The 20,874-nt window shown below is 31.4% G+C and carries 26 protein-coding genes and 3 tRNA genes; 14 read left to right on the top strand and 15 right to left on the bottom strand.

All coding sequences use genetic code 11. The annotated features are described in order from the left end of the window. Positions 1 to 39 precede the first annotated feature (39 nt). From B0A57_RS09645 to B0A57_RS09660, 4 genes are read right to left on the bottom strand one after another with little or no spacing between them, the layout of a single operon-like run. The gene (locus B0A57_RS09645) at positions 40 to 480 is read right to left on the bottom strand and encodes a sterol desaturase family protein (protein ID WP_011963569.1); all 441 of its coding nucleotides are present in this window, start codon (positions 478 to 480) and stop codon (positions 40 to 42) included. A 5-nt stretch (positions 481 to 485) separates the two neighbouring features. Next, positions 486 to 1,325, bottom strand: coding sequence for a phytoene/squalene synthase family protein (locus B0A57_RS09650; protein WP_011963568.1), 840 nt, complete (start codon positions 1,323 to 1,325; stop codon positions 486 to 488). 1 nt (position 1,326) lies between these two features. Beyond that, positions 1,327 to 2,790 carry a phytoene desaturase family protein gene (locus B0A57_RS09655; RefSeq protein ID WP_038466235.1) on the bottom strand — a complete coding sequence of 488 codons (1,464 nt, stop codon included), beginning with the start codon at positions 2,788 to 2,790 and terminating at the stop codon, positions 1,327 to 1,329. A gap of 47 nt (positions 2,791 to 2,837) precedes the next feature. Next, positions 2,838 to 3,737, bottom strand: a complete 900-nt coding sequence (locus tag B0A57_RS09660) for a MerR family transcriptional regulator (RefSeq protein ID WP_034097676.1) — start codon at positions 3,735 to 3,737, stop codon at positions 2,838 to 2,840. Positions 3,738 to 3,815: 78 nt separating this feature from the next. On the opposite strand from B0A57_RS09660, the gene B0A57_RS09665 reads away from it, so the two are divergent. Beyond that, positions 3,816 to 4,958 (top strand): lycopene cyclase family protein, encoded by a 1,143-nt coding sequence (locus B0A57_RS09665; RefSeq protein ID WP_011963565.1) that lies wholly within the window; start codon positions 3,816 to 3,818, stop codon positions 4,956 to 4,958. Between the two features lie 315 nt (positions 4,959 to 5,273). Here B0A57_RS09665 and B0A57_RS09670 read toward each other — a convergent pair. From B0A57_RS09670 to B0A57_RS09680, 3 genes are all read right to left on the bottom strand, one after another. Next, positions 5,274 to 5,356, bottom strand: a tRNA-Leu gene (locus B0A57_RS09670). A 43-nt stretch (positions 5,357 to 5,399) separates the two neighbouring features. Further along, a tRNA-Lys gene (locus B0A57_RS09675) sits at positions 5,400 to 5,472 on the bottom strand. 26 nt (positions 5,473 to 5,498) lie between these two features. Further along, a tRNA-Lys gene (locus B0A57_RS09680) sits at positions 5,499 to 5,571 on the bottom strand. A gap of 127 nt (positions 5,572 to 5,698) precedes the next feature. Between B0A57_RS09680 and B0A57_RS09685 the strand changes: the two genes are divergently transcribed. Next, positions 5,699 to 6,217: a shikimate kinase gene (locus tag B0A57_RS09685; RefSeq protein ID WP_011963564.1), complete on the top strand. Its 519-nt coding sequence runs from the start codon at positions 5,699 to 5,701 to the stop codon at positions 6,215 to 6,217. On the opposite strand, the gene B0A57_RS09690 is transcribed toward B0A57_RS09685, so the two are convergent. From B0A57_RS09690 to B0A57_RS09700, 3 genes are read right to left on the bottom strand one after another with little or no spacing between them, the layout of a single operon-like run. After that, complete coding sequence (locus B0A57_RS09690; RefSeq protein ID WP_011963563.1) at positions 6,209 to 6,706, bottom strand: phosphoribosyltransferase domain-containing protein; 498 nt, start codon at positions 6,704 to 6,706, stop codon at positions 6,209 to 6,211. The genes B0A57_RS09685 and B0A57_RS09690 overlap by 9 nt on opposite strands. 5 nt (positions 6,707 to 6,711) lie before the next feature. Continuing rightward, the gene (locus B0A57_RS09695) at positions 6,712 to 7,296 is read right to left on the bottom strand and encodes a methyltransferase domain-containing protein (protein ID WP_011963562.1); all 585 of its coding nucleotides are present in this window, start codon (positions 7,294 to 7,296) and stop codon (positions 6,712 to 6,714) included. After that, positions 7,283 to 7,678, bottom strand: coding sequence for an RNA-binding S4 domain-containing protein (locus tag B0A57_RS09700; RefSeq protein ID WP_011963561.1), 396 nt, complete (start codon positions 7,676 to 7,678; stop codon positions 7,283 to 7,285). The genes B0A57_RS09695 and B0A57_RS09700 overlap by 14 nt, the downstream gene beginning before the upstream one ends. A 76-nt stretch (positions 7,679 to 7,754) precedes the next feature. Between B0A57_RS09700 and B0A57_RS09705 the strand changes: the two genes are divergently transcribed. From B0A57_RS09705 to ftsY, 10 genes are all read left to right on the top strand, one after another. Next, positions 7,755 to 8,750, top strand: coding sequence for an FKBP-type peptidyl-prolyl cis-trans isomerase (locus B0A57_RS09705; RefSeq protein WP_011963560.1), 996 nt, complete (start codon positions 7,755 to 7,757; stop codon positions 8,748 to 8,750). 115 nt (positions 8,751 to 8,865) lie between these two features. Beyond that, positions 8,866 to 9,636: a 3'-5' exonuclease gene (locus tag B0A57_RS09710; RefSeq protein ID WP_011963559.1), complete on the top strand. Its 771-nt coding sequence runs from the start codon at positions 8,866 to 8,868 to the stop codon at positions 9,634 to 9,636. Positions 9,637 to 9,682: 46 nt separating this feature from the next. Continuing rightward, positions 9,683 to 10,294 carry a fumarylacetoacetate hydrolase family protein gene (locus tag B0A57_RS09715; protein WP_034097679.1) on the top strand — a complete coding sequence of 204 codons (612 nt, stop codon included), beginning with the start codon at positions 9,683 to 9,685 and terminating at the stop codon, positions 10,292 to 10,294. Positions 10,295 to 10,299: 5 nt separating this feature from the next. Continuing rightward, positions 10,300 to 10,653, top strand: coding sequence for an Hpt domain-containing protein (locus tag B0A57_RS09720; protein ID WP_034097681.1), 354 nt, complete (start codon positions 10,300 to 10,302; stop codon positions 10,651 to 10,653). Between the two features lie 75 nt (positions 10,654 to 10,728). After that, positions 10,729 to 11,799, top strand: a complete 1,071-nt coding sequence (locus tag B0A57_RS09725; RefSeq protein ID WP_011963556.1) for a Ppx/GppA phosphatase family protein — start codon at positions 10,729 to 10,731, stop codon at positions 11,797 to 11,799. Between the two features lie 109 nt (positions 11,800 to 11,908). Continuing rightward, positions 11,909 to 13,165 carry a competence/damage-inducible protein A gene (locus tag B0A57_RS09730; RefSeq protein WP_034097683.1) on the top strand — a complete coding sequence of 419 codons (1,257 nt, stop codon included), beginning with the start codon at positions 11,909 to 11,911 and terminating at the stop codon, positions 13,163 to 13,165. Positions 13,166 to 13,233: 68 nt separating this feature from the next. Beyond that, the gene (gene rpmB / locus B0A57_RS09735; protein WP_011963554.1) at positions 13,234 to 13,470 is read left to right on the top strand and encodes a 50S ribosomal protein L28; all 237 of its coding nucleotides are present in this window, start codon (positions 13,234 to 13,236) and stop codon (positions 13,468 to 13,470) included. 26 nt (positions 13,471 to 13,496) lie between these two features. Further along, complete coding sequence (rpmG, locus tag B0A57_RS09740; RefSeq protein WP_011963553.1) at positions 13,497 to 13,679, top strand: 50S ribosomal protein L33; 183 nt, start codon at positions 13,497 to 13,499, stop codon at positions 13,677 to 13,679. A gap of 9 nt (positions 13,680 to 13,688) precedes the next feature. Then, complete coding sequence (locus B0A57_RS09745) at positions 13,689 to 13,841, top strand: DUF4295 domain-containing protein (RefSeq protein WP_011963552.1); 153 nt, start codon at positions 13,689 to 13,691, stop codon at positions 13,839 to 13,841. Positions 13,842 to 14,128: 287 nt separating this feature from the next. Further along, positions 14,129 to 15,082, top strand: coding sequence for a signal recognition particle-docking protein FtsY (ftsY, locus tag B0A57_RS09750; protein WP_011963551.1), 954 nt, complete (start codon positions 14,129 to 14,131; stop codon positions 15,080 to 15,082). 225 nt (positions 15,083 to 15,307) lie between these two features. On the opposite strand, the gene tpiA is transcribed toward ftsY, so the two are convergent. The 4 genes from tpiA to B0A57_RS09770 all read right to left on the bottom strand — a co-directional run bounded on the left by tpiA (position 15,308) and on the right by B0A57_RS09770 (position 18,433). After that, positions 15,308 to 16,060 carry a triose-phosphate isomerase gene (gene tpiA, locus B0A57_RS09755; RefSeq protein ID WP_011963550.1) on the bottom strand — a complete coding sequence of 251 codons (753 nt, stop codon included), beginning with the start codon at positions 16,058 to 16,060 and terminating at the stop codon, positions 15,308 to 15,310. Beyond that, entirely contained in the window at positions 16,060 to 16,557 is a 498-nt protein-coding gene (locus tag B0A57_RS09760; RefSeq protein WP_034097688.1) for a TlpA family protein disulfide reductase, read from the bottom strand. The genes tpiA and B0A57_RS09760 overlap by 1 nt, the downstream gene beginning before the upstream one ends. Positions 16,558 to 16,563: 6 nt before the next feature. Then, a complete protein-coding gene (locus B0A57_RS09765) occupies positions 16,564 to 17,667 on the bottom strand; it encodes a protein TlpB (protein WP_034097692.1) in 1,104 nt (367 codons plus the stop codon). Between the two features lie 217 nt (positions 17,668 to 17,884). Continuing rightward, complete coding sequence (locus B0A57_RS09770; protein WP_011963547.1) at positions 17,885 to 18,433, bottom strand: DUF1599 domain-containing protein; 549 nt, start codon at positions 18,431 to 18,433, stop codon at positions 17,885 to 17,887. Positions 18,434 to 18,545: 112 nt separating this feature from the next. Between B0A57_RS09770 and folP the strand changes: the two genes are divergently transcribed. Continuing rightward, a complete protein-coding gene (gene folP / locus B0A57_RS09775; protein ID WP_038466242.1) occupies positions 18,546 to 19,385 on the top strand; it encodes a dihydropteroate synthase in 840 nt (279 codons plus the stop codon). A gap of 93 nt (positions 19,386 to 19,478) precedes the next feature. Here the strand turns inward: folP and B0A57_RS09780 are convergent, their stop codons facing one another. Continuing rightward, positions 19,479 to 20,363 (bottom strand): NmrA family NAD(P)-binding protein, encoded by an 885-nt coding sequence (locus tag B0A57_RS09780; RefSeq protein ID WP_038466245.1) that lies wholly within the window; start codon positions 20,361 to 20,363, stop codon positions 19,479 to 19,481. A gap of 129 nt (positions 20,364 to 20,492) precedes the next feature. Between B0A57_RS09780 and B0A57_RS09785 the strand changes: the two genes are divergently transcribed. Further along, positions 20,493 to 20,807, top strand: a complete 315-nt coding sequence (locus B0A57_RS09785; protein WP_038466248.1) for a winged helix-turn-helix transcriptional regulator — start codon at positions 20,493 to 20,495, stop codon at positions 20,805 to 20,807. Positions 20,808 to 20,874 lie beyond the last annotated feature (67 nt).

Genomic DNA, 20,874 nt, shown 5'->3' on the forward strand with positions numbered 1-20,874 from the left:
AAAAGAAAAACGATCTTATATTATAAGATCGTTTTTCTTTTATTTAAAGTATTTAAAAGGAACAAAAAGCATTCCAAAACACTCTCCATCTCCTTTGCCAATGTGTTTGTGATGCATTTTGTGTGCTCTACGAAGCGCTTTTGCATATTTGTTATTAGCAGTTCTAAAAAATTTAAACCGTTGGTGAATAAAAATGTCGTGAACTAAAAAATAAGTTAGCCCATAAGAGAAAATTCCTAAACCAATAGCAAGACCAACTTCTAGAATATTATTTTTCCAGAGTAAGAAGAAGATAATGCTCACAATGGCGTAAAATATAAAAAAAGCATCATTTCTTTCAAACCAAGAATTGTGGTCTTTCTTGTGATGATCTGCATGTAAATTCCACAAAAAACCGTGCATAATGTATTTGTGACTAAACCAAGCCATAAATTCCATAAAGAAGAAGGTAAAAACGAAAACTAATATATATAACCACATAATTTTTACAATAAATTTAGACGATATTTTACATAACAATTAGCTAATAAGCTAATTTTTTGATAATCAGAAACTCGGATTCTAGTATTTTTTATTTCTCTTGAAGGCGTTTTTTTTAATTTAGACAATAATTTTTTGTAATAAATATAAGCGGTATATACACCAAATTTTGCTTCTATAGGTAAATGCGTAATGCCTTCGTAGCCAGCCTTAAAATCGGCTTCAATCTCTTTAATAATTTCTTGTTTAGACGTTTCGTTAAGTTGCGATAAGTCAGTATTAGGGAAATATGTTCTATTTAAATCTTCAAAATCGGCTTTCAAATCTCTTAAGAAATTTACTTTCTGAAAGGCTGATCCTAATCGCATTGCTGCATTTTTTAAACTTTCGTATAATTCTACATTTCCTTTTACAAAAACGGTCAAGCACATTAGTCCTACAACATCTGCGCTTCCGTATATGTATTGGTCGTATTCATCTTTTGTTTTGTACTCTTTTTTTGCTAAATCTAGTTTCATGCTATTCATAAAAGCATCAATAAGATCGTAGGATATTTTGTGTTTGTGAACCGTGTGTTGAAAAGCATTCAAAATTGGATTTAAGCTTATTTTTTGTTCCAAAGCATTTTTCAAATCTATTTCAAAGGTATTAAATAAAGCTTCTTTGTCATAATCATGAAAACTATCTACAATTTCGTCTGCCAGACGAACAAAGCCATATACATTGTAAATGTCTTGCCTAATACTTGACGAAAGCATTTTTACTGCCGACGAGAATGAAGTGCTATAGGATTGTGTTACAATCTTACTACAATCATTAGATACCGTGTCAAAAAGTGATTTCATATTAAAAGGAGTATTTTTTTATTAAATCGGCAACTAATTTTCCAGATATTAATGCAGGTGGCACACCAGGTCCGGGTACAGTTAGTTGACCCGTAAAATATAAGTTTTTTACTTTTTTACTTTTTAAATTAGGTCTTAAAAATGCGGTTTGTAGTAAGGTATTTGCCATTCCGTAAGCGTTTCCTTTGTATGAGTTGTATTCTTTTACAAAATCGTTTACACAAAATGATTCTTTAAAGATAATATTTTTTTTAACTTCTTGGTTTGTAACTTTTTCGAAACGAGAAATTATTTTTTCGAAATAAGTATCTCTTAATTCTTGTGTGTCTTCAATTCCAGGAGCAATTGGGATTAAAAAAAAACCGTTTTCACAACCTTCTGGGGCAGTTGTATGATTTGTTTTTGAGGTAAAGTTTGCATAAAACAAGGGTTCTGTTGGCCATTTTGGGTTGTCGTAAATTTCTTCCGAATGCAAATCGAAATCAACATCGAAAAATAAATTATGATGAATCACATTTTCTAACTTTTTGTCGAAACCAACATAGAAAAGCAGAGAAGATGGTGCAAAAGTTTTCTTGTCCCAATATTTTTCAGAATATTGTCTGTATTCTGGTTCTAAAAGTGTTTCGGTATGATGGTAATCGGCTCCAGATAAAACGATATCGGTATAAATTATTTTTTTATTTACCAAAATCCCTTTTGTTGTTTTATGATCTACTATAATTTTTTCAACATTTGCATCGGTAATTATTGTTACGCCCAATTGTTTTGCTAAAGTTGCCATTGCATTTGCCACATCGTAAAAACCATTTGTAGGTTGCCAAGTTCCTAAGCCAAAATCTGCAAAATTCATAAAGCTATAAAAAGAGGGCGTTTTAGATGGTTTTGCACCAAGAAATAATACCGGAAATTCTAATATTTGAATTAGTTTTTTGTTTTTAAATTGTTTTCTAACATCTTTGCTAATAGTAGAAAAAAACTGATCTATTTTCTTGGCAGTTTCTATAGTTACTAGTTCTAGAGGGGATTCACCTGGTCTGTAAACCAAGTCTTTTATGGCAATGTCATAATTGCTTTGTGCTTTTTGTATAAACTTTTGTAGTTTGCTACCACTTCCAGTTTCAATATTTTCAAAAGTATCTACTATTTCTTTAAGATTGTCTGATATGGTTATAAAATCATTGGTATCATAAAAAACCTGATATCCTGGAGATAATTTTTTTAAATCATAGTAATCAGATGGTTTTTTGCCAAAATGAGCAAAGAATTTTTCGAAAACATCTGGCATCCAATACCATGATGGACCCATATCAAAAGTAAAGCCTTCTTTTTCAAATTGTCTGGCTCTTCCGCCAATGGTGCTGTTTTTTTCATATATGGTTACATCGTTACCCGCTTGTGCTAAATAGCAAGCTGCGGCTAAAGAAGAAAAACCAGATCCTAATATTGCTATATTTTTTCTCATAAATGTTTAACAAATATATAAAAAAGTTAAACAAAAAACAATAAATTTTATATTTCTTCTATAATTGATGCTATCGATTGAAATATTTTTGTTTTTTCATTTAAAATTTCAGGATTTATTTCAGTTGTCATCTTTCCTATAAACCAGCATTCGGAGCTGTTTTCTCCAAGAATTTCGGTTTTAATTTTCTCTATATAACTATTAATTTCATCTTTCGTTGGTTGTACAGTCATATAACTTACAAAAGTAATTTTATCAAAATAACGTTGAATATCCTTAAGGCTTTCAATAGGAACGCTTTCTCCAAGATATATCGTTTTGTATCCGCTTAGTATAAATTCGTAGTTCAGATACATTAATCCGAGTTCGTGAATTTCGTTTGAAGGCAAATATAAAACAAAAATTGTATCGGTTCTAGTAGGTTCTAAAACCTGAATTTTTTCGATATTTGTGACAAGTTTTTGTTTTATCAAATGAGTAATAAAATGTTCGTGTGCAATAGTTATGGTGTTAGATTGCCATAATAATCCTATTTCGTTCATGAGCGGAATAAAAACCTCGTAAAAAACGGCTCTAAAAGATTTTTCCAACAATAAATTATTATAGGTATTAATAAAAAGCGTCTGGTCAAAATTCATCATAGCCATTTTAAAAGCATTTATAGCATGACTTTTTGCGCTTTTTTCAGAAACAATTTCTCGTACCAATGCTGGGATTTTATCAGGCGATAATTTAGATATTCTAGATATCTTATAGCCGTAATCGTGTAGTAAGGTTATATTTAATAATTTTTGAAGGTTATGAATATCATAAAGCCGAATATTTGTATCGGTTCTCATGGGTTCTAAAATTGAATATCTCTTTTCCCAAATACGAATAGTATGCGCCTTTATTCCCGAAAGATTCTCGAGGTCCTTGATACTAAATATTGTTTTAACTGCGTTCATCTTTTTCTTGTAAAAGTTAAACAAAACTAAATAAATAATTGTTTTGTTTTCTTATATTTGTTAAAATACTTTCAAAAAATGCAAATAAAGTACGATTATATCTTTGCAGGAGCAGGATTAGCAAGTCTGATGATTTTAGACAAAATGATGAATAATAAGCTTTTAGAAGGCAAAAAAGTATTATTATTAGAACCTAATGATAAAAATAATAATGACCGAACTTGGTGTTTTTGGGAGGATAAATTAGGTGATTTTGAGAGTTTAGTTTCAAAAAAGTGGCAACAAGCTTTGTTTATTAATGAGAAGGCAACAATAGAATGTCTTGCTGATGGTACAAATTATAAAATGATTGAGTCAATTCGTTTTTATAATTACGTTTTCGATAAATTAAAAAAACATTCAGAAATTAGCTGTAAAAAAGAAAGTTTTATTGCTTTTGAAGACAAAAAATCGCACGTAATTGTGACTTCTAATGTTGCGAAATATGCTACATTTAAATTTTTTAATAGTGTTTTTGATGTTTCAAAAATAGATATCAATAAAAAACACCCACTTTTAAAACAGCATTTTATAGGTTGGTTTGTAAAAACGAGTAATCCTATTTTTAATGTTAATTGCGCTACATTTATGGATTTTTCTATTCCACAAAAAGGAAACACACGATTTATGTATGTTTTGCCTTTTTCTCCAACCGAAGCTTTGGTCGAATATACTTTGTTTTCAGCTAATTTGTTGCAAACACAAGAATATGAAGTTGCAATAAACGATTATTTAAAAGAAAAAGGAGCAACTTCCTTTGAGATTGTTGCGAAGGAGCAAGGAAATATTCCCATGACTATTTTTCCTTTCTGGAAAAACAATTCGAGAAATGTTTTACATATAGGAACTGCTGGTGGTTGGACAAAAGCCAGTACTGGTTATACTTTTAGGAATACAATAAAGCAATCAGAAAAATTGGTCGGATTATTAAAAAAGCCAACAATCGACTTTCGAAAATTTCATCAAAAGAATAGATTTTTATTTTACGATAAAATTTTTGTTAGTGTTTTGTATAAAGATAATGATTTAGGAAAAAAAATATTCTCTAATATGTTTCTAAGAATAAAACCAAAAAAAATATTTAATTTTTTAGATGAAACATCTAATCTAAAAACTGAATTAGAAATTATACTAGCTTGTCCTAAAATACCCTTTATAAAGGCTTTATTAGGCTTTAAATGAGTTATTGCTGTCTTTGCCAAAACAAAGTGTAGTGACAACAAATGAAAGCGAACCACCCCGCAAGCTTATTATAAAAATCAATAGAAACAGCGAGTAATTTAAACCCTGATGCAGTAAAATGTATTAGGGTTTTTTGTTTTGTGTAAAATGTATAAAGTATGCACCTAAAAAACAAACATTTATTTTTTTTATTAAGATGGTAGTTATTAGCTTAATTTTTAACTAGAATACAGAAATAATACAAATTTAAAACTAAAAAAAAAATCCTAACTACTTAATTTATAAGTGATTAGGATTTTATTTTTAACTTAAAAGTGACCACGGCGGGATTTGAACCCGCACGCCCTTACGAGCACCAGCCCCTCAAGCTGGCAAGTCTACCGTTTCTCCACGTGGCCTTAAATAAAAAAAGTCATTCACTTGTGGTGAACGACTTTCTTGTGACCTGGCTGGGGCTCGAACCCAGGACCCCATCATTAAAAGTGATGTGCTCTACCAACTGAGCTACCAAGTCATTGCTTGAAGTAATAAAAAAAATTGTGACCTGGCTGGGGCTCGAACCCAGGACCCCATCATTAAAAGTGATGTGCTCTACCAACTGAGCTACCAAGTCATTGTTATTACCTCAATGCGGGTGCAAAGATAAGAATATATTATTCATTTTTCAAAGTAAATTTGTCTTAAATTTGTCTTTTTTTTAAAAATATTCTCAGTGTCTTAATTTATAAGGTTTTAGCTTCATGAAAAAAATTGTTTTAGTTGGTTATATGGCTTCTGGAAAAACAGAAATAGGAAAATTACTCTCGAAAAAAGTAAATTTACCGTTTTTAGATATAGATTATCTCATCGAAGAGAGTCTTTCTAAAACTGTAAATGAAATTTTTGAAGAGAAAGGAGAGGTTTTTTTTAGGAAAAAAGAACATGAAGTGTTTAAAAATAAAATAAATTCGAAACAATCGTTTATATTAAGCCTTGGCGGCGGCACGCCATGTTATGCAGAGAATCATCTCTTTTTGCAAAAAGATGACGTAATTTCTATTTATCTAAAAGGGAGTGTTGCAACTTTAGTAGATAGATTGAAGATGAATAAAGACAAACGACCGCTTCTTAAGAATTTAGCAAATGATGAACTAGCAGAATTTGTTGCCAAGCATTTATTTGATCGTAATTTTTACTACAGCCATTGTAAATACACTATTATAATAGATGATAAGTCTCCGTTTGATATTGTTGAAGAAATACATAAGATATTATTCTAAGTATGCGCAATCCTGATTTTCGGTAAAAACGACTTGTACGTGTTCTAATAAAGAGGTAGACAGCGAAATGCCTTTAAAATCTGCTTTTATAGGGTATTTTTTGTGATTTCTGTCTATTAAAACTGCGGTTTTAAACTTTTTTAAATCAACATCAAGAAAATGCCTTACACCGTAAATTAATGTCGTTCCAGAATTAAGAACATCATCAACTAGTACTAATCCTTTATTTTCATAATCCTTTTTAGCAATAGAAGTTGTAATGGGAGAGTTTGGGTTTCTTTTATTAATGTTTACATCACATAAAATTACTTCGAGAGGAGATATTTTTTTTAGTTCTGTAGCGATTTTATTAGCAAAAACACTTCCGTTTCCTTCAATTCCAGCTATGACAATTTCATTTTCATCGATAAAAGTTTCATAAATCTGATAGGCAATTCGCTTTATTTTAAATTCAATTTCTTGGTGGTTTAAGATATTATTTTGGCTCATGGTTGTTATTTTTTTGTAAAGATAAAAAACAGTTCGTTTCCTTCACGTGGTTTAATCGAATTATAAGCAGTTTCTATTGTTTTTATGTTAAAGTTGGTAGAAAATAATTTTAAATACTCTTCTTTCGATCCTCCAAAAGGTGGTCCAGCTTCGGTTAGCGGGAATTGAAACAGTAAGCCAATTATTTTGCCTTTCGGCGAAAGTAAAGAAAGCATCTTTTGTGCATATTTAACCCTTAATTCTGGATTTAATGCACAAAAAAAAGTTTGTTCGATAATTAAATCATAACTTCCTTCGAGTTCAAAAAAATCAGAAATTAGTAACTGATTCGCATTACAGTTTGGTATTCTTTTCTTCAAATTATCAATAGGTGTTTGGGCATAATCTGCAACAAAGCTATTATAGAACCCTTTTTTTATAAGGTATTCGTACTCATAGCCATTGCCGCAACCTGGAATTAATATTTTGATAGATTGATCTTCTATTTGGTCTATATATGCTTTTATTGGGGTGGTTATTTTACCTGTGTCCCAAGCAATATCGTTAGTTTGATATCTGTTTTGCCAGTATTTTTGGTCAATCTTCTTCATCGGTTTGTTTGTCTGTTGTATCAGTCCCAAAATCTTCTATATCTCGACGGTCTTTTTTAGTAGGACGCCCCGTTCCGTTTTTTCGGTAATGTTCTTTCGATAATTTTAGCAGTTCTAAATGAGCAAACGACTCGCTTGGAGTTTCATCTTTCCTATATATATCGACCAGTTTTGCACCCACGCGATTGTCAGGGATGCCTAAAACTGAGATGATATAAGTTATCTGATCTCTTCTAAAAGTAACTTTATCTCCAGCAAAGACTTCTTTAGAAGCTTTTGCTACTTGATTATTTACTGTAATGTGGTTTTTTTTGCAGGCTTCGGTAACCATATTTCTGGTTTTGTAATAGCGTACACACCAAAGGAATTTATCTATTCGCATAAAAATTAAAAAACAAAGTTAAATTTTAAACAAAAATAAATCAAAATTGTATCTTGCGCACCTAAAAAAGAATATAATGATTAGATTTTTTAAAGTAGCTTTTATATTTGCAATGAGTTTGATGATTTTTAGTTGTCATAAAAATGAGGATCCTACACCTGAATACGTTGTTCCTTTTGCTGAGCAGTATCCTAGAGACATTGCTGCTATCGATAAATATTTAGATGAATATCATATGGATGTAGCTGTTTTAGATGGTTCTTATGATGTAACATTTAAAAAAATAAGTATTATGCCTACGCCAGGTGTATCTATTAGAAATCAAACAGATTATCCTTTATTAAATAAAACAGTAAACAGAAACGGTGTTAATTATAAAGTATATTATATCTCACTGCGAGAAGGAACAAAGGAAAGACCAACAAAGGTAGATTCTGCTTTTGTGTCTTATAAAGGGTATTTGCTTAACGAGACTGTTTTCGATCAGGCACAAAATCCAGTGTGGTTTACTTTAGATAGAGTTATACAGGGCTGGAGGGATATCATGCCGTTATTTAAATCAGGAACCTTTGCTACAGATGCTGATGGAACAGTAAATTATACCAATTTTGGTGCAGGTGTTATGTTTTTGCCTTCGGGATTAGCTTATTATAATGGTTCAAGGGGCGCTATTCCTTCTTATTCGCCACTTATTTTTACCTTTAAATTGAAGGGAGTAAATTATGTAGATCATGATTATGATAGGATAGACTCTAAAGACGAGGATGTAGATGGAGATGGAGATCCAACAAATGATGATTCAGACGCAGATGGGCACCCTAATTATCTAGATATAGATGATGATGGAGATGGTTATTCTACAAAATCTGAAATTAAAAAACCTACCCCTTTAAGTGCAGGACAAGGAACTAGTTTGTATTATCCTTTTAGTCCAATTGTAGATGACCCTACAACAACAATAAATGAAAGTGAACCCAAAGGTATTCCTAGTTTATCTGGCGATGGCGATACACCCACAAGGTTGCGAAGACATCTAGATAAAAATGCGAAGCCACCTTATATAACATATTAAAATAAAAAATCCCATTTCATTAGAAATGGGATTTTTTATTTATGACAGAAAAAATGTAAAACTTTGTAGTTTTCAAACACTGAAAATTTTACATTTGTAATAACAAACAAATAATATGGAACTCAAATTAACCCGTCCAATTTGCTTTTTCGATCTCGAAACCACAGGAATAGACATAGGAAAAGACAGGATTGTCGAAATATCAGTATTTAAAATTTTTCCAAACGGAAACAAAGAAAGTAAAACATGGTTGGTAAATCCTACCATTCCAATTCCCGCACAAACCACGGCAGTGCACGGAATAACAGACGAAAAAGTAGCTAACGAACCAACTTTTAACGAATTGGCGTCGCAGGTTTATAATATGATAAAAGATTCAGATTTAGCAGGATTTAATTCTGATAGATTTGATATTCCGTTATTGGCAGAAGAATTACTTCGTGCAGGTGTCGATTTCGATATGAAAGGAAGAGTCTCTGTCGATGTGCAAACTGTTTTTCATAAAATGGAAGAACGAACGTTAAGCGCAGCACTCAAATTTTATACGGGTAAATCTCTAGAAAACGCCCATTCTGCAGAAGCAGATACAATGGCAACATACGAAATTCTAAAAGCACAACTTGATCGTTATCCGGAATTAGAAAATGACATGAAATCACTTTCAGAATTCACAACCAGAAAAAAAATAGCCGATTTTGCTGGAATGATAGCTTTTGATAAAGATAATGAAGAAGTTTTTACCTTTGGAAAACACAAAGGAGTAAAAGTAAATAAAGTTTTAGAAACGGAACCAGGTTATTTTAGTTGGATTCAAAACGCAGATTTTCCGTTATATACCAAGAAAGTTCTAACAGCAATTAAACTTCGAAAACTAAACACTAAATAATTTAATCTTTCAATTTTCGAATTATTAAATCTTTCAATTTTAAGAAATGAAAATAATCTGTATAGGTAGAAATTATACCGAGCACATTGCCGAATTACAAAACGAAAGGCCAGCGGAGCCAGTAGTCTTTCTAAAGCCAGATTCAGCTATTTTGCTAAAACAGCACCCATTTGTAATCCCCGAATTTAGCGATGATATTCATCACGAAATCGAAATAATTGTGCGCATAAATAAAGTTGGAAAATATATTGAGGCAAAATTTGCACATAAATATTATGACGAAATTAGTGTTGGAATCGATTTTACAGCACGTGATTTGCAACAAAAGTTAAAAGATAAAGGTTTGCCTTGGGAGAAATCAAAGGCTTTTGACGGTTCGGCAGTTATAGGTGACTTTTTATCGAAAAAAAATTACAATTCGATCGAAAATCTTACATTTGAGCTAACTAATAATGGTACAACAGTTCAAAAAGGAAATACAAATATGATGTTGTGGAAAATAGATGAATTAATCGCTTATGTTTCCCAATATTTCACCCTAAAAATTGGAGATGTTATTTTTACAGGAACCCCAGCAGGTGTTGCAAAAGTTAATCCCAATGATGTTTTGGAAGGCTTCTTAGAAAACAATAAACTATTTAGAATTCAAGTAAAATAAAAAGTATGGCAATACATTATAATTTGGCAAAAGTTTATGCAATTTCTGATGATGATAAAGACTTCGTATTGCAAATAGTAAAACTGTTTGTAGAGGAAGTTCCGTTAGATGTTAAACAAATAAAAGAAGGAATTAACGCTAAAGATTATGCCCACGCATACGGTTATGCCCACAAAATAAATCCCACACTCAGTTTATTGGGAATGGAAGCTGCTCATGATGAAATTCTTCAAATCGAACAATGGGCAAAAAACAAAGGTAAGAAAAAAGAAATTAAAGAAATATACAAAAGTATGTCGGGTCGTATCGATTTAGCTTTGTCTGAAATAAAAAAAAATTATAGTTTACATAAGGTATAAAACTATGATTATCATAAAAAAACGGCATAATTTTTGACATGTCAAATAAATGATTTTAACTTAAAATAATATATAATGCAAAAAAATTCGCTATTAAAATACTCCTTAACTTTATCCTTTTTTCTTTTTACTATTATAACTAATGCCCAGTTGTATGGAGGAATAGAGATAGGTAGTAAGGGAATAAAGATGACCGTGCTAGATGTAGATAATATTAAAAGAGGAGATTATGTTGTAAAATCTTTCTGGTCTGAAAATGCTGGAATAGTAAAAGGAGTGGCAATAGATGGTAATTTAGCAAAACAAGATATCGATAATGCAGGTGCTATTGTTTTGTCTAATTATATAAAAATAAAGCAAGATTTTAAAGTCCTAGATGAAAATATTTTTATAGTTGGTTCTTCTGGTGTTGCTATGGCAAAAAACACACAAGAATTAAAAGACAAGATTAAAGCGCTAACCAATAAAGATTTAGATTTTATAGATGTGCAAACCGAGGGTAAGATGTTGCTAAAAGGCTGTGTGCCACCTATAGATTATCCAAATGCCATGGTGTTAGACATAGGCGGAGGAAATACAAAAGGTGGTTATGTAGATGTTAGAAATGGCGATGTTTTTGTTTTTTTTCCAGTAAGTCTTAATTTTGGAACGGTTTCTCTAACCGAAGAAGTTTTCAAAAGAACATGGAAAGGAACCTTAGGGGAATATAACGAAAAATCATTTAGTTTTCTGCCAGAAGTTAGAAGGCAAATAGCCGCAATGTATGCCGCTGGTTCTTTAGCATTAGAAAAAGAAAAAATATTTATGTCCGGAGGAGCTGTTTGGGCTTTCTATACGCTTATGAATGGAGCAGCGAAACAAAATTTTAGCCAGTTTAAATTAGAGGATGTTATAGATTATGACGCTATACTAAAGAATAATTTTGTAAAATTTGAAGAGCTTGCTAAAACAGATAAGGAAGTAGAAGCAGTTTTAAAAACATATTCCCAAAAACATCTAATATCGGGCAGTAATATTCTTCAGGCTTGTCTAGAAGCTTTGCCAAATATTAACAATAAAAAGCTATATTTTGCCAAAGAAGGTCGAATCGCTTGGTTAGTTTCATATGTGGCCGATAGGTCTAAAAAAATTAAAAAAGTGTTTTAAATAGTTAAAATACAATCAAATAAACAAAAAAATCACTAATAACTACAAATAAACTCGTGGTAATTAGTGATTTTTTTATTATAAATTAAAAACAGAAAAACTATCAATAATGAAAGCAACCATAGTAACCGTTGGCGACGAAATTCTTATAGGGCAAATAATAGATACAAATTCCTCATTTATAGCCAAATCCTTAGACAAAATAGGCATAGGAGTGCACGAAATGTTATCTATCACTGACGATAAACAACATATTTTACAAACGCTTTCCTTACTACAAAACAAAGTCGATGTAGTTATTATAACAGGAGGTTTAGGACCAACAAAAGACGATATTACCAAGAAAACTTTATGCGAATATTTTAACGATAAACTAATAATTAACGAAAAAGTATTGGTTCACGTTACACAACTTATAGAAGATTATTTCAAAAGACCAATAACACAAGTAAATAAAGATCAGGCGCTTGTCCCATCTAAATGCGAAGTACTTTTTAATCAAGTCGGAACAGCCCCAGGAATGTGGTTGCAAAAAGAAAACACCGTCTTTATATCCCTACCTGGCGTACCCTATGAGATGAAATATTTAATAGAAAACGAAGTAATTCCAAAATTAATAGCAAAATACGAACGCCCTTTCATTATTCACAAAACCATACTAACCTATGGCGTTGGCGAAAGTTTATTAGCAGAACGAATAGAAACCTGGGAAGACAATCTGCCTAAATTTATAAAACTAGCCTATTTGCCAAGCCCAGGACGAGTACGATTAAGATTATCAGCTCGTGGTGTCGATGAAAATGTGCTAAAAAACGAAATTAGTTTGCAAGTACAAAAGCTACAGTTAATAATTTCCGATTGCATTGTAGGCTTCGAAGAAGACGAAACCCTCGAAGTTGTTTTAGGAAAACTCTTAACAGAAAAAAAGCTAACAATCTCGACAGCAGAAAGTTGTACAGGTGGCAAAATAGCCTCAACTATAACATCAGTTTCGGGATCATCAAATTATTTCAAAGGCAGCATCGTGAGCTATGCTACCGAGGCCAAAGTAGCCGTTTTGGGTATTTCTCAAGAAAAAATAAACAAATTTTCAGTCGTTAGTACTCAAGTAGCTGAAGAAATGGCAACACAAGTTCAAAAAAAATTTAAAACAAATTTTGCCATTGCCACAACAGGAAATGCAGGACCCAATAAAGGCGATGCAAATGCAGAAGTTGGAACCGTTTTTATCGCAATTGCCACTCCAAAAGGAGTTTTTTCCGAAAAATTCAATTTTGGGCAACCCCGTGAAAAAGTGATAGATAGGGCTTTAAACCAAGCTTTAGAAATGATTTATAAAGAAATTTTAAAAAACTATTCAAAATAATTTGCTACAACCATTTATTTTTCGTTCTTTTGCACTCTGAATTTTGAATAACGAAAAAAGATAATATAATGTCAAGAATTTGTGACCTTACTGGTAAAAGAGCGATGGTAGGAAATAACGTTTCTCACGCAATGAACAAGACAAAGAGAAAATTCTCTGTGAACTTGATTAAAAAGCGTTTTTACCTTCCTGAAGAAGACAGATGGATTACTCTAAGAGTAGCAGCTTCTACAATCAAAACGATTAACAAAAACGGAATTTCTGCAGTTTTGAAAAAAGCGCAGACAGAAGGATTTATAAAATAATCTGGTCCTAAAAACTATATAGCAAGATGGCAAAGAAAGGTAATAGAATTCAAGTAATTTTAGAGTGTACTGAGCATAAAGCTTCTGGCGTAGCTGGAACTTCACGTTACATTACAACTAAAAACAAAAAGAATACTCCAGATCGTTTGGAGATCAAAAAATTCAATCCAGTATTGAAAAGAGTAACTGTTCATAAAGAAATTAAATAATAATAAGTCATGGCAAAGAAAACCGTAGCAAGTTTGCAAACAGCTTCTAAAAGATTATCTAAAGCTATCAAAATGGTAAAATCCCCAACAACGGGAGCTTACACTTTTGTTGAAGCAATTATGACACCAGAAGAAGTAGATACATTCTTAAAAAAGAAATAATCTAACAGAACAATAAATATACTAAAGCTACTTTCTTTTGGAAGTAGCTTTTTTGTTTTATATTTGCATGTAAAAATTTTTTAGGAGCAAAACATTTTCGAATTTATTAAACCATTTTCCTGCTGTACGTTACAATCTTTATATGTCATACAGGTTCTAAAAACCTGTATGACATATAAAGGATTTTCACTTCCATCAGGGCTAAATACAAACTGTAGGCTTCTATTAAACATTAGGTTTTTAGTCTATACTCTAAAAATCTAACCACATAAAAAAAAACAAATAAAATGAATTTTTTTAAAAAAATATTCTCCTCCGAAAAAAAAGAAAATCTAGACAAAGGACTAGAAAAATCCAGCAACTCTTTTTTATCAAAACTAACAAAAGCCATAGCAGGAAAATCTAAAGTAGATGACGATGTCCTCGATAATCTAGAAGAAATTCTCGTATCATCAGACGTAGGAGTAAATACAACCCTGAAAATCATTCAACGAATCGAAGCCCGAGTTTCTAACAATAAATACCTAGGAACCGACGAACTCAATAAAATACTTCGAGAAGAAATAGCAGGACTATTATCCGAAACAAATACAGGCGAAGCCACAAAATTTGAAATTCCAGCCCACAAAAAACCATATGTCATTATGGTAGTAGGAGTAAACGGAGTAGGAAAAACAACAACTATAGGAAAATTAGCCAATCAGTTTAAAAAATCAGGATATAGTGTCGTTCTTGGAGCTGGCGATACTTTTAGAGCCGCCGCCATCGATCAATTACAAATATGGGCAGATAGAGTAGGAGTACCTATCGTAAGACAACAAATGGGAAGTGACCCAGCATCGGTAGCTTTCGATACTTTACAAAGTGCCGTAGCACAAAATGCAGATGTTGTTATTATAGACACCGCTGGTCGTTTGCATAATAAAATAGGCTTAATGAACGAACTCACCAAGATAAAACGAGTAATGGAAAAAGTAATTCCAGAAGCGCCACACGATGTAATGTTGGTTCTAGATGGTTCAACAGGACAAAATGCCTTCGAACAAGCCAAACAATTTACCGCTGCAACCGAAGTTACTTCATTAGCCGTTACAAAACTAGACGGAACAGCAAAAGGTGGAGTCGTAATAGGAATTTCTGACCAATTTCAAATTCCTGTAAAGTATATAGGCGTAGGTGAAGGTATAAACGACTTACAGGTTTTTAATAAATACGAATTTGTAGATTCTTTTTTTAAATAAGATATGAGTAAACTAACTGACTATTACAAAAGCTTAAATCCGTTGCATTTATTTATATTTGGAACAGTCTTTATGCTTTTAGCACGCACAGCAAAAGATAACTTTACTTTCGAAATTAGTTGTTTATTAGCTTCTTTAATACTATATGTTTTGGCTCTGATAAAGTATTTAAAAAAGTAAAACCACTCGTCTCGGGTGGTTTTACTTTTTTAAAGTGAATTTAGTTTATATCCCATTTACGATAACTACAAAATCATCAGCTTTTAATGCTGCTCCTCCTATTAATCCGCCATCAACATCGGGTTTAGAGAAAATTTCTTTAGCATTGTCAGGTTTTACACTACCACCATAAAGAATAGAAACATCTTCGGCAATATCACTTCCAAAAACTTTGCGAACAGTTTCTCTAATAAATTCGTGCATTTCTTGCGCTTGTTCTGGACTTGCAGTTTCGCCTGTTCCTATTGCCCAAACGGGTTCGTAAGCCAAAATAATATTTGCCCAAGCGGATTTATCTATATGAAATAATCCGTCACGCAATTGGTTTTCAACGATATTGAAATGTTGTTTGTTTTGACGGTCTTTCAATTCTTCTCCAAAACAAAATATAACAGTCATCTCGTGTCTTAAAGCCGTATCTACTTTAAACGAAATTATAGCATCAGTTTCATGAAAGATAGCTCTTCGTTCCGAATGGCCAAGGATTACAGTATTTACTCCAATGCTTTTTAGCATATCTGCAGAAATTTCACCAGTATAAGCGCCATTTTCTGCTTGGTGCATATTTTGTGCTGCCACACGAATATTAGTAAATTCGGTATGGTCTACAGCCGAAGCAAGATTTATAAAAGTTGGTGCAATAATTATTTTAGCATTACTATTGGTTGGTAATTTATCTATTAATTCATTAATTAAATCTTCGGTTTCTTCCGAATTTTTATTCATCTTCCAGTTTCCAGCTACAATTTTTGCTCTCATTAGTTTAGGCTTTTTAATAATATATTTACTTTTTCTTTATCGGTTTCAATGGCTTTATATAAGGCTATTTTTCCTGTCTTGTCTATAATAATATATCTGGGAATCCAATCTAAATTGATAGATTTTCCAAAAGTGCCTTTCATCCCTTCTGGGATTAAATAATGATCTCCTTTTAGTTCATGTTTTTCTATACCTTTTGTCCAAGCTTCTAGTGTTTTGTCGCAAGAAAGAAAAACAAAATCAGTATTAGAATGTGTGGCTTGTAATTCTTTAATATTGGGTATATTTTTTACACAATCGCCACACCAAGATGCCCAAACTTCTACAACTAGAGTTTTTCCTTTGTGTTTTTTTATAATTTCGGCTAAATTGGTTTCGCTTGCATCTGGAGCCACTAATTTGCTTATTAAAGTTTCTTTAGCAAATTCTGTTTTTTGAGCATTCGAACAAGAAATATTTAATGCTATAACGAATAATAATCCTATTAATTTTTGCATGATTTTTTATTTTTTTAATTCAGAAAATGGTTTGTTAATTAGTGCTTGATAATCGATAGGGTTAAATTTGTTGTCGGTAATTCCGTTATAATACTTATAGGTATTGCCGTTCCAGATATATTTTACCCCTGGCGTGTCTTTGCCAGTTCCTAAGGCATTCCAAAACGGAATAATCTCGATGATTTTATAAGGATATTCTGCACCTGTTTCTTTAAAAAAGTCTGGAATTAAATCTACTTCTTCATTCATAAAAATGATTAATATTTCAGGGAAATTAGCATTTTTTTGTTTCAATTCTGTTAGTTCTTTTGCTGCTTTGCGGCAGTGGTCGCAACCTGGAACAAAAAAGCAAAGTGTTTTTCGACCTGTATCTATTTTTGGAAATAATTTGGCATAACCTGATTTGTGTTTTGTGGGTTCGGTTGTTGAAATTACTTCTTCAATTTTTGTTGGAATTGCTTTTTTTACCGAATCTACTTTTACAGTAGTAATAACTGAATCTTTAAGAATTGGAGCTATAATTTCGTTTTTAGTGCTGTCTATTAAGGTGTTTTCTATAGGCGAAATAGTAAAATCGTTTGTGTTTTTTTTAATTGGTGCCAATAAAAACAGTGATATTATGGTTGCTAATGTAATACCTATAACTACATAAAAATTATTTTTATCATTTGTTTTTGATAATAAAAAGAATAAGTAAACCAACAGAAAAATGGCAATTATATTCTTTATAATGGCTTGAATAGGTGTCATTGGGATTAGTTCGCCAAAACAACCACAATTCCCTGTGTTTCCGCCACTTAAAAATGTTACATAAGACAAATGACCAACGAAAACCGCTAATAATAAAATGGTTATAGGGATAATTAATTTTCGTAGAAAGTTGTTTTGAAGTATTAAAATACCTAAGGCTAACTCGATTCCTATTAAAATTCTAGAAAACCACGGTGCAATAATTTCCGAAAATCCTAGCGGATACAACTGTTTTACTTCAAATGTTGAAATGGCAAAATACGGAGATGGATACATTTTGGCAATGGCCGAAATGATAAATAAGAACGAAATTAGTATTCTAATTGTGTAAGGTAAATAACTACTTTTTACTTTTTCCATTTTTATGTTTTTTACAAATATAAAACGGATTAATTTTAATATTTGTTAATGAGTTGTTATTTTTTGAAATCTATATAATATAAATATTTCACCACATATAAACACAAATTCTGAAAAAAACAAAACTTTGTTTTTAGGTAGATTGCATAGCTATATCTAAAAATATTTTCTATGTAAACCGTTACTCTATTTTTCTATGCATCTGTGCGTTAAAACATTAAATATTCTTACGATAATTCATTAATATTAATGCAAAAACGGCATAATTTATCATATCTTGATAATTGGCATCAATTCCTTCAGAAACCAATGTTTGGCCCTTATTATCTTCAATTTGTTTTACTCTAAGAATTTTTTGCAAAATTAAATCGGTCAAGGAACTCACACGCATATCACGCCAAGCTTCACCGTAGTCATGATTTTTGTTTTCCATTAATTCTTTGGTCAATTTTATTTTTTCGTCATATAATTTCACAGCCTCATCAACAGATAAATCAGGTTGTACGGCAACTCCTTTGTCTAGCTGTATTAATGCCATTATCGAATAATTGATAATCCCAATAAACTCTGAACTTTCGTCTTCATTTACTTTTCGAACCTCATTTTCTTGAAGGCTACGAATGCGTTGTGCTTTTATAAATAGCTGATCTGTAAGCGATGGCAAACGTAAAATGCGCCATGCAGAACCGTAATCTTTCATTTTTTTAGTAAATAAATCTCGACAAATTATGATGATTGCGTCGTATTGTTGTGAAGTATTCTTCATTTTTTAATTTATATTTGTAACAAATTTGTTCAAAAATAAGGTATTTTTTTGATTGTTGATTGAAGATTAGCGATTTTTGAATGCAGATTTGTAAAAACTGAAATTTATACCAATGACAATTAACTGCAAAGGACAACTTATAGATTTATCTACACCAAAAGTAATGGGGATTTTGAATGTTACACCAGATTCTTTTTATGATGGTGGACGATTTGTTTCAGAAAAAAATGTTTTGATTCAAGTGGAAAACATGCTACAAGATGGTGCGAATTTTATAGATATTGGAGGGCAATCTAGCAAACCAAAAGCGGCCATTGTTTCGATCGATGAAGAGTTGAAAAGAGTTGTGTCGATAGTCGATTTAATTTTGAAAAAATTTCCAGAAACGATGATTTCTATAGATACTTTTAATAGTAAAGTAGCTCAAATAGCGGTTGAAAATGGCGCAGCAATTATTAATGATATTTCTGCAGGAAATCTTGATGATAATATGTTCGAAACCATTGCAAAACTACAAGTTCCGTACATTATGATGCACATGCGCGGCACACCGCAAACCATGCAAGAAATGACAAACTATGATGATTTACTTAAAGATATTTTGTTTTATTTTTCTGAAAAAGTAGCCAAAGCCAGAAGTTTTGGTATTAATGATTTGATTATAGATCCAGGATTTGGCTTTGCTAAAACATTGGAACAAAACTTTGAATTATTAAATAAATTAGAATTGTTTGAAATGCTCGAATTACCAATTTTAGTTGGAGTTTCTAGAAAATCGATGATTTATAAAACATTAGAAACTACACCTGAAAATGCTTTAAATGGGACTTCGGTTTTAAACACAATTTCGTTAACAAAAGGGGGTAATATTCTCCGAGTCCATGATGTAAAAGAAGCGGTAGAATGTGTGAAGTTGTATAATCAATTACACAAATTTGCACAAATTAATTAGTTAACTGATACCCGTGAGCGGTACAAAATGCAAAAGAAAAAAGGAACAATAAAGTACTTTGCATTTTATTGTTCCTTTTAATTTATATTTTAGCTACCAATTTATCTTGCTTGTCCAATCATCAAAGGTTTCAAGCGAAATTGGAAGGTTTTTCAAAGTGTTTTCTTTTAAATCTTGAACTTGTAAATAAGTAATATTGTCTTTTACAAATCTGTAAATATTTGAAATTTCTTTTGCAGTTTCATCTCCAAACGCTGGAGAAATTTGTAATTCAAAATCATCAGGTGAAACAGGAACAAAACGAATTGGTTTTCCAGCATATTTAGAAATTGTTGATGCCATTTCTTCGCCAGTTAATAACTCAATTCCACCAACATTAAACTTTCTACCTTTTAATTCTGGTTTTTTTAGTGCTTCAACAATAAATTTTGCTAAATCAAAGTGACTAATCCAAGCAATTTTTTCATTCGGCGGAACTGGATATGGTAGAATTCCATTATTTTGAATTACAGGTAGCAAAAATGGAGCAGAAAAATTATCCATATATAAAGTTGGGCGAAGAGAAATGTAAGGTAACTTTTCTTTATCAAAATACTGCTCAATTAATAATTTGCTGTCAAAAGCAATCAAACCAACTTTTTCAGGATAAACAGGTAAATTAGTATTAAAAATTATTAACTCAACTTTTGAAGATTTCCAAGCATTAACAACGTTTTCGGCAAAAAGCATCAATTGCTTTTCATCAAATAATAATGGAAACGACAAAACAACTTTACTCACATTCTTAAAAGCATTTTTTAAACTTTCTAAATCTTCAAATCGTCCTTCAAAAATTTCGATATTCTGATTTTCTAAATCTTTCGCTTCTTTGTTTGGAGAAACCAAAGCCGAAACTGAAAAATCTTGTTTCAAAAGTTCTTGAATTACTGCATTTCCTTGATAACCAGTTGCACCAGTTACTAAAATTTTATTTTTCATAATTTTTATTTTTAAATATTAAAGCAAAACTATAACTTAGCAAACTATTAGACAAGTACCTACAAAAAAGTAGGTTACTAACTAAAAAGTAATAATTATTGATAATCAGTGTACTAAAAACATTAAATAGTGAAAAATAATTTTTTACAAGTAGAAGAATGTCCGGTAAAGCGTTCATTAAACATTTTAGGAGGAAAATGGAAATTGAGAATTATTGGACAAATTGGAATTGAAATTCGCAGATATGGTGATTTGAAAAGACAAATTCCAGACATTAGCGAAAAAATGTTGATCCAAGAATTAAAAAGTTTAGTAGAATTTAATATTTTGGATAAAAAATCGTACAATGAAATTCCGCCAAAGGTTGAATATTCATTAACTAAAAAGGGATTAAAAGTATTGCCAATACTAGAAAGTTTGTCAGAATTTGGAAAAGAAAACTAAAAAATCGGGCATCAGTTAACAGCCTTTTTATGGGATTGCTAATTTAGTCTTGTATTTGTAAAATTTG

The sequence above is a fragment of the Flavobacterium psychrophilum DSM 3660 = ATCC 49418 genome (assembly GCF_002217405.1).
Taxonomy (GTDB): domain Bacteria; phylum Bacteroidota; class Bacteroidia; order Flavobacteriales; family Flavobacteriaceae; genus Flavobacterium; species Flavobacterium psychrophilum.